This is a genomic window from Streptomyces sp. RK62, assembly GCF_018070255.1.
In the GTDB taxonomy this organism is placed as follows: Bacteria; Actinomycetota; Actinomycetes; order Streptomycetales; family Streptomycetaceae; genus Streptomyces; species Streptomyces nigra.
This window is the reverse complement of record NZ_JAGPYD010000007.1, coordinates 350,456-363,510: the sequence shown is the minus strand read 5'-3', so window position 1 is coordinate 363,510 and position 13,055 is coordinate 350,456. Positions and strand designations below refer to the sequence as shown.

Genomic DNA, 13,055 nt, shown 5'->3' with positions numbered 1-13,055 from the left:
GGGGCCGACCGAGCCCACCGGCTCCACCCGGCCCACGCGTAGCACCCGAAGACTCCGAACCACCCGACCAGACCCATACCGTACGCACGGGCTCCAACGACCGTCCGTCGCACCGACGTCCGGCCGCTCGTCGGCGTACGCCCGAGGGGGAACCATGTCCACACCACAGCAGCAGCCCGTGCTGAGTCTGCGGAACCTGACCCGCGTCCACGGCTCCGGCGCCACCGAGGTGCACGCCCTGCGCGGCATCGACCTCGACGTCCACCCCGGTGAACTCGTCGCCGTCATGGGTCCGTCGGGCTCCGGCAAGTCCACCCTGCTCACCATCGCCGGCGGCCTCGACAACCCCACCTCCGGGCAGGTCTTCGTCGAAGGCACCGACATCACCGCTCTCGGCATCAAGGGGCTCGCAGCCCTGCGCCGCCGCAGCATCGGCTACGTATTCCAGGACTACAACCTCATCCCGGCCCTCACCGCCGCCGAGAACGTGGCCCTGCCCCGCGAACTGGACGGCATATCGGCCCGCAAGGCCCGCACCGAGGCCCTCGCCGCCCTCGCCGAGATGGACCTCGGCCAACTCGCCGACCGGTTCCCCGACGAGATGTCCGGCGGCCAGCAGCAGCGCGTGGCCATCGCCCGCGCCCTCGTCGGCGACCGCCGGCTCGTCCTCGCCGACGAGCCCACCGGCGCCCTCGACTCCGAGACCGGCGAGTCCGTGCTGGCCTTGCTGCGCTCCCGCTGCGACGCCGGAGCCGCCGGCGTCATGGTCACCCACGAGCCGCGGTTCGCCGCCTGGGCCGACCGGGTCGTCTTCCTGCGGGACGGCGCCGTCGTCGACCAGACCCTGCGCAGCGACGCCGACTCGCTCCTGACCGGCCGGGCGGCCCAGCGGTGACGACCTGGTTCCACTCCTGGCGGGCCGCGGTCCGCATCGCCCGCCGTGACGCCTGGCGCTCCAAGGGCCGCAGCTTCCTCGTCCTCGCCATGATCGCGCTGCCGATCCTGGGCGTGAGCGCCCTGGACCTGACCGTGCGCAGCGCCGAACTCACCCCCGCGCAGCGGATGGAGCGCACCCTGGGCGCCGCCGACGCCCGCTTCTCCGACGCCCGGACGGGCGGCGTGGCCATCCTGCAGGACCCCGAGGGCGAGCAGAGCACCCCGGCCGGGGACTACTCCTCGCCGGACACCCCCTGGCCCGACGGCCCGACCGATGTCACCAAGACAATCCCGGCCGGTTCGACGGTGCTGACCGACAGCACCGGCACCGCCAAACTGACCACCACTCACGGTCTGCTCCAGACCGAGGTGCGTGAGCTGGCCGCCGCCGATCCCGTCGCCCGGGGCATCATGCGGCTGCAGGAGGGCCGCTTCCCCGAGAAGAACGACGAGATCGCCGCGACCACCCGGTTCCTGGAGAGCAGCGGGCTGTCCGTCGGCTCCACCCTCACCGCCCGCGGCTTCGACCGCACCTATGTGATCAGCGGCTCGTACGAGCTGCCCAGCGACCTCACGGCACAGCAGGTCAACGCCCTGCCGGGGGCCTTCCTGGCGCCGTACGCCAAGGCGGTCGAGAAGGCCGGACTGCCGAAGCCCGACATCTCCACCACCTACCTGGTGAAGAAGGCCGGTGGTTTCACGTGGAACACGGTCCAGGGGATCAACGCCAAGGGTGTCCTGGTCACCTCGCGCGTCGTGGCCCTCGACCCGCCCGCCGACTCCGAGGTGCCGCTCTACGAGAGAAAAGACTGGGCCAACTACAACAGCGGGGGTACCGACGCCGCCGCGCTCGCCGCCGTGGGCACGGTCGTCGGCCTGGCGATGCTGGAGATCTGCCTGCTCGCCGGTCCCGCCTTCGCCGTCGGCGCCCGTCGTTCCCGCCGCCAGCTCGGCCTGGTCGGCGCCAACGGCGGTGCCCGCAGCCATATCCGGGCCATCGTGCTGAGCGGCGGCCTGGTCATCGGCGTCGCGGCGGCCCTGGTCGGCATCGTCCTCGCCCTGGTCCTGACCTTCGCCCTCCGGCCGCTCCTCGAGGACTACATGGGGCAGCGGTTCGGCGGCTTCACCGTCAGGCCGCTGGAACTGCTCGCCATCGCCGCGCTCGCCGTCCTCACCGGCCTGCTCTCCGCGGTCATCCCGGCCGTCACCGCCTCCCGGCAGACCGTCCTCGCGTCCCTCACCGGCCGTCGCGGCGTGCGCCGCAGCAACCGGGTCCTGCCGCTGATCGGCTTCGGCGCCGTCCTGCTCGGCGCGGCCATCGGCCTGTACGGCTCGGTGGTCTCCGACCAGTTCGTCCTGGTCGCGGGTGGCTCGGCCATCGCCGAGCTGGGTGTGGTCGCCATGACGCCCGCCCTGGTCGGCCTGTTCGGCCGGACCAGCCGCTGGCTGCCGCTCTCGCCGCGCCTCGCCCTGCGGGACGCCGTCCGCAACCGGGGCCGTACGGCACCCGCTGTCGCCGCCGTCCTGGCCGCCGTCGCGGGCACCGTCGCCGTCTCGACGTACGCTGCGAGCCGCGACGCCCAGAGTCTGGCCGAGTACCGGGCCAGCCTGCCGTACGGGGCCGTCGCCGCGCTCGTCACCGAGGAGGGGGGCCGGGACGTCCCCTCGGTCCGCGACGCCGTGCAGCGGACGCTGCCCGTCGACGTCCGCGCCGACGTGTTCCGGATCGCCGTCGGCAAGCCCGGCTGCGCCCCGTACGACGAGGGCGAGGGCTGCGGCCGCTTCGACGTCGTCATCCCGCCGGCCAACGAGTGCCCGCTGTGGGCCGCCTCCCCCGACGGCTCCGACCCGGCGGAGAAGTACACCAAGGAGCAGCGGCGCGCCCTCGCCAAGGACTGGCGCTGCCTCTCGCCCGCCGGCAACGGCATCTATGTCGAGGAGGGTCTCCTCGTCGCCGACGCCCCGCTCCTGAAGGTCCTCGGCATCGACGACCCCGGTGCGGCCAAGGCCCTCGCCGACGGAAAGCTCCTCAGCTTCCACAGGCCCCAGGTCGACAGGAACGGCACCGTCGGCATCAGGCTGATCACCGACCCGAAGGCCGCCGACCGCGCCGCCGAGCAGAACAAGCCGGTCCCGGGCGAGCTGAAGTCCTTCCCCGCCTACCAGGTGCCCGGCTCGCCCGACTCCTACGGAGTGGAGAGCGTGCTCAGCCCCGCCGCCGCCAAGGCCGCCGGACTGACCACCGTCCCCCTCGGCGCCGTCTTCAGCACCGACCGGATGCCCAGCACCGAGCAGCGGCAGCGGCTCGACGCCGAGATCGCCAAGCTCGGCAGCAACGTCGAGCTGACCGTGGAGCAGGGCTGGGTCGACGAGAACAAGCTCGTCCTGCTCGCGCTGACCGTCTTCGCCGGCCTGGTCACCATCGGTGCGGCCGGCATAGCCACCGGTCTCGCCCAGGCCGACGCGGAGGCCGATCTCAAGACGCTCGCCGCGGTCGGCGCCCCGCCCCGGGTGCGCCGCATGCTCAGCGGCTTCCAGTGCGGTGTGATCGCCGCGATGGGTGTGGTCCTCGGCTCGGCGGCCGGTGTCCTGCCCGCGGTCGGGCTGCGGCTCACCGAGGAGCGCGAGCAGATGCGCTCCTACCAGGAGGCACTCGACCAGGGGTGGGTCGGCGTCGGTGACGCCCCGCCGTACGTGCCGATCGTCGTCCCCTGGGAGACACTCGCCGCCCTCCTGGTGGCCGTGCCCCTCGGCGCCGCCCTGCTGGCCGCGCTGGTGACCCGCTCGCGCGGGGCGCTGTCCCGCCGCGCCGCACACTGAGCCTCCGCTGCCGGATCGTGCCCCTGGACGAGGATGGATCACGATCACCTTCGTCCAGGGGCACCCCGACGTCTGCGTCGACCGGACTGCATCGCCTGGACCCGCGAATGTTGGTGACGTACCCTTCCATGTACATCACCAACATTGCAGGGGAGGCGCCTTATGTCCGTGACCCAGATCGACATCGACGATGACGCCCTGGAACGGGCCATGGCTGCGTCCAAGGTCAGGACGAAGAAAGAAGCGGTCAATCTAGCTCTGCGCTTCTACGCCGAACAGCAGGAGCGTGCCGCGCGCATCAGCCGCCACTTCGAGCGTGCGCGTGAGTGGGGTGCTGTCGAGGACGCCGAGCGCCTGCACCGAGCGGAGAAGAACAGCCGGTGATCTACCTGCTCGACACCTCCGGCCTGGTCCGCCTGCTCCGCGATCCGAAACTGCAGTCGGCCTGGTACGACGCGATCGACGCCGGAGCCATCGCATCCTGCTACGTACAGCGCGCCGAGTTCCTCCACAGTGCCCGGAACGGACGCGAGTACGACGAGATCACGGAGATGTTCACCGACCTCTACCCCGATGTGTCGGTGCCGAAGAATGCGGGGCGCTGGATCGGTGCGGTGCAGCACCGTATGGCTCGGGCAGGGGAGCATCGGAGCGCTTCGGCCGTGGACCTCGTCATCGCCGCGACCGCGGCCCATCACGGACTGGCAGTCCTGCACGACGACGCCGACTACTGCGCCATTGCCCGGCACGCAGCCGATCTGACCGAGCACAACATCCACGACATCGCCTGAGTGCCACCCGGCCTGTCCGTGCCCACTGTGGCGGACTCGTTGAAGTCCTTGCCGCCGAGCAGGAGTTGGGCAACGAACAGTGCTGCAGCGTCCGCGCACGCGATCCGTCCCTCCAACGGGACGGGCGGGCTGAGGGCTCACGGGTGTGACCTGCCCAATACATAAGCCCCAGGTCGCTGACCTGGGGCTTCAAGAAGAGCGGGTGACGAGAATCGAACTCGCGCTCTCAGCTTGGGAAGCTGATGTTCTACCATTAAACTACACCCGCGTAAGACGCCCGATCCGGGGTAACCGGAGGGGGTGTCCGATCGCCTCGTCACTGTACCTCATCTCCGGGCCCGGGCGCTGTCGCGTCGGGGCCTGAGTGGTTTTCAGGGGGGCGTTTTCAGGGGGTGGACGCGACTGCGGGGCACCGGAGTTGGGGCGTACCGTGGAGGGGTGGAAGAGGGTCCGGGCGGGGTCGGAGTGCCGCCTGGAGAGCCGTCCCTTTGATCCCGTAATGTGGCCTCTCGTCGTCCGGCAGGCAGCAGCCGGGCGCGGCTCTTGGGGAAGGGACTTCAGGACTTGATGGAGCGCACCGTCGTCCAGTGTGCCGAAGGGCACGTGTTCAGCACCGCCTCGTTCCCGATGCAGCAGGCCGAGCGGCTCGGCCCCGGCCGGCTCGTGCGATGTCCCCGTTGTGCCCGGCTCCGCAGCGCGGTGCCGGTGCAGGTGGAGAAGCGGTAGCCGGCAGCACGGACAGGCTTGGCGTGGGGCGCGCGGACGGTGCGGTTGTGGCCGGTACGCGCGCCTTGCGTATCCTCGGGGCGTGCTTCTCTCAGACAAGGACATCCGGGCCGAGATCGACGCCGGGCGGGTCCGGATCGATCCCTACGACCACTCCATGGTGCAGCCGTCCAGCATCGACGTACGGCTGGACCGGTACTTCCGGGTGTTCGAGAACCACCGGTACCCGCACATCGACCCCTCGATCGAGCAGGCGGATCTGACGCGGCTCGTCGAGCCCGAGGGTGATGAGCCGTTCATCCTGCACCCCGGGGAGTTCGTGCTCGCGTCGACGTACGAGGTCATCACTCTCCCCGATGATCTTGCTTCGCGGCTCGAGGGCAAGTCCTCGCTCGGGCGGCTCGGGCTCGTCACGCACTCGACCGCCGGGTTCATCGACCCGGGCTTCAGCGGGCACGTCACCCTCGAGCTGTCGAACCTCGCCACGCTGCCGATCAAGCTGTGGCCGGGCATGAAGATCGGGCAGCTGTGCATGTTCCGGCTGACCTCGCCCGCCGAGTTCCCCTACGGCAGCGAGCGGTACGGGTCGCGGTACCAGGGGCAGCGCGGGCCGACCGCGTCCCGGTCATTCCAGAACTTCCATCGGACCCAGGTGTGAGGACGGCATGAGCGACGCCCCCGTGCGGGAGAACCTGACCTACGAGGCCTTCGGCACCGCCGTCCGCGAGCTGGCGCAGACCATCGCCGACGACGGCTACCAGCCGGACATCGTGCTGAGCATCGCCCGGGGCGGCGTCTTCGTGGCCGGCGGGCTCGCCTACGCGCTCGACTGCAAGAACCTGCACCTGGTGAACGTCGAGTTCTACACCGGCGTCGGGACCACGCTGGAGATGCCGGTCATGCTGGCGCCCGTCCCGAACGCGATCGACTTCACCGACAAGAAGGTGCTGATCGCCGACGACGTCGCCGACACCGGCAAGACGCTCAAGCTCGTCCACGACTTCTGCGTCGAGCACGTCGCCGAGGTCCGCTCCGCCGTGATCTACGAGAAGTCCCACTCGCTCGTGAAATGCGAGTACGTCTGGAAGCGCACGGACGACTGGATCAACTTCCCGTGGAGCGTGCTGCCTCCCGTGCACCGGTCCGGGGAAGCGGCCAAGGACAACAAGGAAGCCCTCTGAGCCCTTCGGCGGCGTGCTAGGCGCCGGGGGCCCGGTAGCCGATCTGGCCTGCCTTCTGGAGGGCCTCGATCGTCTCGTCGATCGTCAGGAGCACCGTCGTCTCGAACGAGCTGAGCGCGCCGCCTCCGCTGATCGCCAGGGCGACCGCGGCCATGGAGACGTTGTCGGGGGCCTCCCACAGGTTGTAGCCGTCGCGGGTGCCGAAGGCGTACCAGAAGCCGTGGAGCCTGCCGCCGACGGACTCGATGTACGACTGGGCGGCCTGCGCGCGGTCCTCGGGGTGGGCGATCAGCCGTGCCCAGGTCTCCGGCGTGTAGCTGAACCTCGATAGATAGAGCGGCACCGTTCTCCCCTTTCTCCCGTTCCTTCCGTTTCGCCCTTGTACGTATGCGTACCCCCTGACGGCTGGGGCGTACGGAAAAGGCCCCCGCCGGCGATGCGGCAGGGGCCCTTTTCCGTTGGCTGGGGGCTAGAACGTGCCCAGTTTCACGATCGACAGGAGGGCGACCAGTTGGATCGCGCTCGCGCCCAGGGCCTTCGGCCAGGGGAGGTCGTGGGACTTGGAGACCATCAGGGTGAGCAGGGCGCCGCCCGCCACCCAGGTCGCCCAGCCGAGGATCTGGACGAAGGGGGCGTCGCCGCCCGCGAACATCGCGACGACCAGGCGCGGGGCGTCCGTGAGGGACATGATCAGCATGGAGAGGCCGACCGTGGGCTGCCAGGCTCCGTCGCCGCCCAGCTGGCGGGCCAGGGTGTGGGTGACGACGCCCAGGACGAAGGCCGACAGGACCATGGCGACGGCGGTGGTCAGGACGATCGGGACCGCGTTGGAGAGGGTCGCGTTGATCGCGTCCGCGCGGGCGCCGTCGAAGCCGAAGACCGCGAGCAGGCCGTAGAGGAACGTCACGATGAGGGCGGGGCCCCACATCGAGTAGTCCCGCATCTGCAGGAAGGTCTGCGCGGGCGAGAGGATCACGCCGCGCAGCAGGTCCTTCCAGTGCAGGCGGGGGCCGACCGGGCCGGCCGGGGCCGTGCCCGCGCGGTAGGTGTCGCCGTGCGTGTACGGGTCCTCGCCGACGGAGAAGGCCTGGGTGTGACCGGGGTTGTTCGCCGCGTACGGGTCGGCGGGGGCGCCCGGGTAGCCGCCGTCGCCGAAGTACTCCGGCTCGCCGTGGCCCGCGGGGCCGGGGCCGTAGCCGCCGGGGCCCCCGCGCCCGCCGCCGTGCGCCTGCGGCCAGCCTCCTCCGCCGCCCGAGCCGGTGTACGGCTGCTGCGGCGGCGGAGGGTAGCCGTACGACGGTCCCTGGGGCGTCTGCTGCGTGTGCGGGGTGCCGTTGTTCCGGCTGCCCCGTCCGATCCTGAATCCAGCCACGTCTTCGAACGTACCTGGTCCTGGCAAACGGCGTGCCGGGCCCCGGGCTTAGGGCCCGGCTTTGCTGCCGAGCTGTGACATCCCCTAGGGGTGCCCCCGAGGGGGCGGAGCAGCAGGAGTCAGCTGAGCATGTTCTGGCCGAGGCGCAGGTAGCCGGAGGGCAGGGCGAGCGAGCCGGGGCCGAAGCTGGTCGCGTTCGTGGTGGTCACGCCCGTGGCGGAGCCGCGCAGGCTGTAGATCGAGCCCGCCGGGTGGTTCTCGCCGTCGGCGCCGACGGACAGGTCGGCGCGGCCGTCGCCGGTCAGGTCGGACAGGCGCACCGAGGCCCCGAAGCGGTCGGCGGACTCGGCGGTGCCGGGGACGCCGGCCGTGTTCTGCGTGAACGCCTTGGCGCCGGTCGCGGTCAGGCCGGCGGCGGAGCCGCGGAGCACGGTGACGCTGCCGGCGATCTTCGCGTCGCCGATCGTCTCGTGGATCGTGCCGACGGCCAGGTCGGCGTAGCCGTCCTTGTCGATGTCGCCGAGGGAGAGGTCGTTGCCGAACCAGTCGCCTTCCTCGTCGGAGCCGGGGACGCCCGCGGTGTCCTGGGTGATCGTGGTCTGGGCGCGGGTGCCGACGCCGTTCGGGCTGCCCAGGTAGGCGCTGACGGAGCCGCCGAGGCTCTTCACACCGTCGCCGTACGTCGAGGTGACGATGTCGTCGTAGCCGTCGCCGTTGAGGTCGCCGGTGGCGGCGATCTCGTAGGCGCCGTCGACCAGGATCGTCTGGCGGGTGAAGCCGGACGAGGAGCCCAGGTAGACGAAGGCGCCCTCGTCGTAGGTGCCGGCCTGGGTGCCGCTGATGACCAGGTCGTCGGTGCCGTCGCCATTGACGTCACCGGCGGCGAGGTTCTGGGAGCCGTAGATGGCGCCGGTGTTCAGGTCGGTGGTGAGGACGTCGCGGGACGCGGCGCCCGAGGCCTTCAGGAAGCCGCCCTTGTGGATCCAGACGTCCTTGCCGGTGCTGCCGACGGCGAGGTCGGCCTTGCCGTCGCCGGTGAAGTCGCCGACGGTCAGGGACATGCCGTACTCGTCGTGGGCGGAGGGGGCGCCGTCGGGGACGGACTGGCCGCCGGACAGGCCGTTCTTGCCGCCCCAGAGGATCGTCACGGAGCCGCCGTCGACGTCGGAGCCGACGTCCTCGCCGGGGCTGGCGACCACGAGGTCGGCGTAGCCGTCCCGGTTGAGGTCGCCGGAGGTGAGGCCCCGGCCGAAGCGGTCGCCCTGCTCGGCGGTGCCGGGGACGCCGGTGGTGTCCTGCGTGATGACCGCGCGGCGGGAGGCGCTGATGCCGCTCGCGGAACCGTAGGTGATCACGACGGCGCCCGCGTCGGTCTTGCCGCCGACCGGGGTGTACGGCGCCGCCGTCGCGAGGTCGCGGTAGCCGTCGCCGTTGAAGTCGTCCGCGTACTTGGCGGGCGCGGCGGCCGCCGGGGCCGCGGTCAGCAGCGGGACGGCCGTGAGGGTGGCGGCGACGGTGGCCGTGGCGAGCGCGAGGGAGTGGAGGCGCGTGCGGTGGTGCCGGAGCATGTGGGGTCTCTCCTGCGGTGTCGGGGTGGCCGGTGGGACCGGCCGCCGCGGGGCGCGGGCGGCCGGCCCCCTCGGGAGGTCCGGGTGGTGCGGTGGGTCAGCCGGCCAGGACGTCGCCGAAGTAGGCGAGGCCGGAGGCGCCGCCGACCGTGGCGCTGCCGAAGGACTTGGCACCGGTGGCGGTGATGCCGGAGGCGGTGCCGCGCAGCGTCCAGACGGAACCGGCGCCGTCGTTCTCGCCGCGGGCGCCGACGACGAGCTCGGCGCGGTTGTCCTTGCTGGCGTCGGTGAGCAGCACGGAGTGGCCGAAGTAGTCGTACGACTCGGCGGTGCCGGGGACGTTGGTGGTGTCCTGCGTGAACGACTTGGAGCCGGTGCCGGTCAGGCCGGAGGAGGAGCCGCGCAGGACGACGACCGATCCGGCGTCCCGCTTGCTGCCGAGGTCCTCCTCGGCGACGCCGACCGCGATGTCGGTGTAGCCGTCGCCGTTGGTGTCGCCGGCGTCCAGGCTCCAGCCGAAGGCGTCGTTCTTCTCGGAGGCGCCGGGCACGTTCGCGGTGTCCTGCGTGATGCGGACGGGCGTGCGGGTGCTCAGGCCGCCGGACGCGCCGTAGGTCACGGTGATGGCGCCGCCGAGGCCGCCGTTGGGCTCGTCGGTGGACTTCTCCATGAAGTTGCCGGTGACGATGTCGCCGTAGCCGTCCTTGTTCACGTCGCCGATGACGGACGCGTAGCCGCCCGCGACCTTGGCGCCGGGGGTGAGGCCGGACGCCGAGCCCTTGTAGAGGACGCTGCGGGTGCGGTAGCCGCCGCTGTACTCCTCCTGGCCCATGACGAGCAGGTCGGTACGGCCGTCGCCGGTGACGTCGCCGGAGGTGATCCGGTCGGCGTTGATGCCGGTCTGCTCGTTGGTGTCGATGCCGGTGAGCGCGGCGGCCTTGCCGGTGCGGGTCAGCGGGCCCTTGAAGATGTTCAGCTCCGGGTAGGCCAGGTTCACCGCGGCGAGGTCGGTGGCGCCGTCGCCGTCGAAGTCGCCGGTGGCCACGGACCAGCCCAGCTCGCTGCGGTACTCGGGCAGCGGGGAGGAGACGTCGGTGCCGGACTCCACGCCGTTCGCGCCGCCCCACAGCACGGTCAGGACGCCGAAGTCGTCGGTGGAGCCGATCCGTTCGCCGTGCACACCGACGACGATGTCCGTGTAGCCGTCGCCGTCGAGGTCGCCGGTGGTGACGCGGTCGCCGAAGTAGTCGCCGCTCTCCGGGACGCCGGGGATGCCGGCGGTGTCCTGGCTGATGATCTGCCGCTTGCCGGTGTTCGGGCCGCTGGAGCTGCCGTAGACGACGGCGACGTAGCCGGCCTTGCTCTTGCCGGCCACCTTGGCCAGGGGCGCGGCGACGACGGTGTCGCGGTAGCCGTCGCCGTTGATGTCGCCGTCCAGGCCGGAGGGCGCGGCGGTGGCCGCGGTGGCCGGGAGCGCGGTCAGCAGGCCCGTGGTGACGGCCGCCGCCAGCAGAAGGGTGCGCTTGCGCACGGTGAGGTCCCCTTTCAGATGGGAAGGGTGCGGAAGTGGGGTGCGGGGTGGCGCGTCACTGGGCGATGTCCGAGCCGAAGTAGTAGCCCTTCACGGAGACGGCCGTGGCGGTGATGCCCTGGGCGCCGCTGGTGGTCAGGCCGGTCGAGGCGCCGCGCAGGGTCCAGACGCCGCCGGTGCCGTTCTCGTCGACGCCGACGGTGAGGTCGGCGCGGCCGTCCTTGGTGACGTCGGTGAGGTCCACGGAGGTGCCGAAGCGGTCGCCGGTCTCGGCGGTGCCGGGCACGCCCGCGGTGTTCTGGGTGTACGACGTCGAGCCGGACGTCTTCAGACCGGACGCCGAGCCGAACAGCACGGTGACCGAGCCCGCGTCCTTCGCCTTCTCGAGGTCCTCGCCGGGGGCGGCCACGACGACGTCGGCGTAGCCGTCGCCGTTGATGTCGCCGGTGCTCACCTCGGAGCCGAAGGAGTCGTCGGTCTCGCCGGAGCCGGGGACGCCGGTGGAGTCCTGGTGGACGACGGTCGGCTTCTGCGCGGGGTCGGGGCCGGTCGGACCGCCGTACCAGACGGTGATCTGGCCGCCCTTGTGTCCGCCGGGCTTGTCGGCGCTCGGGTCCGAGGCGTCGCCGAGGACGAGGTCGCCGTAGCCGTCGCCGTTGATGTCGGCGACCGAGCCGCTCATGCCGTCCGCCTGGGTCAGCTCGCCGAACTTGTAGCTCGTGCCGGTCCAGCGGTACGTGAGGATCGTCCCGCCGGTGTCGCCGTCCACCGACATCGGGTAGACGCGCTCGGCGGCGCGGTCGCCGCTTAGGTCGCCGGCGATGACGTCGTACGTGGTGCCGACCTCGCCGACGCGCTGGTGGCTGAGCGGGCCGCCGGTGCGGGTGAACGGGCCCTGGTAGAGGTGGGTGTGGTTCTGCCCGGTGAGCGTGACGTCGGTGTCGCCGTCGCCGTCGAAGTCGGCGGCCGCGGCACCCCACGAGTAGCCGCCGTACCGGGCGAGGCCGGACGGCTGGGGCAGGCCCTTGCCGCCGCTCGGACCGGACGTGGAGCCCCACAGGACGGTGCCGGAGCCGACGCTCACATTGGTGCCGACGGTCTCGCCGGACGCGCCGACGACGAGGTCGGAGTAGCCGTCGCGGTCGAGGTCGGCGGCGGCGACCGAGGAGCCGAAGAGGTCGCCGGACTCGGCGGTGCCGGGGACGCCGGCGGAGTTCTGGGTGATCACGGCCTTGCGGCTCGCGGAGAGGCCCGAGGACGAGCCGTACAGCACGACGACGGCGCCCGCGCAGGACTCGGCGCCCACCTCGGCGCACGGGGCGCCGACGGCGACGTCGCGGTAGCCGTCGCCGTTGAAGTCGCCGGCCAGCTTGGACGGCGCGGCCGAGGCGGCGGTCGCCGGGAGCGCGGTGAGCAGTCCCGTGGTGAGGGTGGCGACGAGGAGGAGGGGGCGCTTGCGCAAGGTGGTCGCTCCTGGTGAGGCGGGTCGGGGCCGGGCCCGTGGGGACGGTGAGGAACGGGCCCGGCGGGCGGCGGGACACCCGACCGTGCGGGTGACGCGGTACGGGCGTGGGGTCCGCCGCGGGGGTGGCCGTCCGTCTCCCCCGCCGGCCGCCACCGCCCGGTGGGCGAGGGGGTGTCGGCGGGGGGACGGGCGGCCGGTGGCCGGTGATCGGGCCGGTGGCCGGGCTTGGGTCAGGCGGCGAGGAGGACGCGCGGGGCCGGGCTTCCGGCGGCCGGGACGGCCGGGACGCCTGTGGCATCCGGGACGCGGCGATCGGTCCCGCGCGAAAAGACCAGGCGGGCGGCCGCGGTGGCCGTCCCGGGGGCACGGCGGAAACCGGCGGGCCGGCGCGGGCGCGCGGCCGCGTGCACGGGTACGTGCGCGTGGTGCATGCGAAATCTCCTGCGGCATGCGGGATGCCCGGCGGGGCATCGCAGACGGGGTGCGACCTGCCTCGTTCACCTGGCCTTGGCCATGGCTTTACGAACAGTCGACTCTCAGGAGACCTTCAGCGGGGTCCAAGGGTTGTACGCGAGTTCAACGAATTTCCCCGGGGCCCGACGGGTGAAAGCGCGGGCGCCGGGCGGTGGGCGTACGCCCGGACGGGAAGGCCCTCGGCCAGAGCG

11 protein-coding genes and 1 tRNA gene are annotated in these 13,055 nt (G+C 72.1%); 6 read left to right on the top strand and 6 right to left on the bottom strand.

What is annotated here, in order from left to right; translation table 11 throughout:
• Positions 1-154: 154 nt before the first annotated feature.
• The 4 genes from KBY32_RS16270 to KBY32_RS16255 all read left to right on the top strand — a co-directional run bounded on the left by KBY32_RS16270 (position 155) and on the right by KBY32_RS16255 (position 4,547).
• Positions 155-895: an ABC transporter ATP-binding protein gene (locus tag KBY32_RS16270; protein ID WP_210980541.1), complete on the top strand. Its 741-nt coding sequence runs from the start codon at positions 155-157 to the stop codon at positions 893-895.
• Positions 892-3,756, top strand: coding sequence for an FtsX-like permease family protein (locus tag KBY32_RS16265; protein ID WP_210980540.1), 2,865 nt, complete (start codon positions 892-894; stop codon positions 3,754-3,756). The genes KBY32_RS16270 and KBY32_RS16265 overlap by 4 nt, the downstream gene beginning before the upstream one ends.
• Before the next feature lie 162 nt (positions 3,757-3,918).
• A complete protein-coding gene (locus tag KBY32_RS16260) occupies positions 3,919-4,140 on the top strand; it encodes a type II toxin-antitoxin system VapB family antitoxin (RefSeq protein ID WP_055621174.1) in 222 nt (73 codons plus the stop codon).
• Entirely contained in the window at positions 4,137-4,547 is a 411-nt protein-coding gene (locus KBY32_RS16255; protein ID WP_210980539.1) for a PIN domain-containing protein, read from the top strand. Before KBY32_RS16260 ends, KBY32_RS16255 begins: the two co-directional genes overlap by 4 nt.
• 197 nt (positions 4,548-4,744) lie before the next feature.
• On the opposite strand, the gene KBY32_RS16250 is transcribed toward KBY32_RS16255, so the two are convergent.
• Positions 4,745-4,815: transfer RNA gene (locus KBY32_RS16250), tRNA-Gly, on the bottom strand.
• 540 nt (positions 4,816-5,355) lie between these two features.
• Here KBY32_RS16250 and dcd point away from each other — a divergent pair.
• On the top strand, positions 5,356-5,931 hold the full coding sequence (dcd, locus tag KBY32_RS16245; protein ID WP_055621172.1) for a dCTP deaminase: 576 nt from the start codon (positions 5,356-5,358) through the stop codon (positions 5,929-5,931).
• A 7-nt stretch (positions 5,932-5,938) separates the two neighbouring features.
• Complete coding sequence (locus KBY32_RS16240) at positions 5,939-6,454, top strand: phosphoribosyltransferase (protein WP_210980538.1); 516 nt, start codon at positions 5,939-5,941, stop codon at positions 6,452-6,454.
• 16 nt (positions 6,455-6,470) lie between these two features.
• Here the strand turns inward: KBY32_RS16240 and KBY32_RS35700 are convergent, their stop codons facing one another.
• From KBY32_RS35700 to KBY32_RS16215, 5 genes are all read right to left on the bottom strand, one after another.
• Positions 6,471-6,797, bottom strand: coding sequence for a GYD domain-containing protein (locus KBY32_RS35700; RefSeq protein ID WP_210980537.1), 327 nt, complete (start codon positions 6,795-6,797; stop codon positions 6,471-6,473).
• A gap of 126 nt (positions 6,798-6,923) precedes the next feature.
• Positions 6,924-7,826 carry a Yip1 family protein gene (locus tag KBY32_RS16230; RefSeq protein WP_210980536.1) on the bottom strand — a complete coding sequence of 301 codons (903 nt, stop codon included), beginning with the start codon at positions 7,824-7,826 and terminating at the stop codon, positions 6,924-6,926.
• A gap of 119 nt (positions 7,827-7,945) precedes the next feature.
• Positions 7,946-9,394, bottom strand: coding sequence for a VCBS repeat-containing protein (locus KBY32_RS16225; RefSeq protein ID WP_210980535.1), 1,449 nt, complete (start codon positions 9,392-9,394; stop codon positions 7,946-7,948).
• A gap of 97 nt (positions 9,395-9,491) precedes the next feature.
• Positions 9,492-10,925: an FG-GAP and VCBS repeat-containing protein gene (locus tag KBY32_RS16220; RefSeq protein ID WP_210980534.1), complete on the bottom strand. Its 1,434-nt coding sequence runs from the start codon at positions 10,923-10,925 to the stop codon at positions 9,492-9,494.
• Between the two features lie 55 nt (positions 10,926-10,980).
• On the bottom strand, positions 10,981-12,387 hold the full coding sequence (locus tag KBY32_RS16215) for an FG-GAP-like repeat-containing protein (RefSeq protein ID WP_210980533.1): 1,407 nt from the start codon (positions 12,385-12,387) through the stop codon (positions 10,981-10,983).
• Positions 12,388-13,055 lie beyond the last annotated feature (668 nt).

Excerpts from the sequence above, each read along its gene's own strand:
- KBY32_RS16270 (WP_210980541.1), top strand. The coding sequence starts at position 155 with ATGTCCACACCACAGCAGCAGCCCGTGCTGAGTCTGCGGAACCTGACC.
- KBY32_RS16260 (WP_055621174.1), top strand. The coding sequence starts at position 3,919 with ATGTCCGTGACCCAGATCGACATCGACGATGACGCCCTGGAACGGGCC.
- KBY32_RS16240 (WP_210980538.1), top strand. The coding sequence starts at position 5,939 with ATGAGCGACGCCCCCGTGCGGGAGAACCTGACCTACGAGGCCTTCGGC.
- KBY32_RS16225 (WP_210980535.1), bottom strand. The coding sequence starts at position 9,394 with ATGCTCCGGCACCACCGCACGCGCCTCCACTCCCTCGCGCTCGCCACG.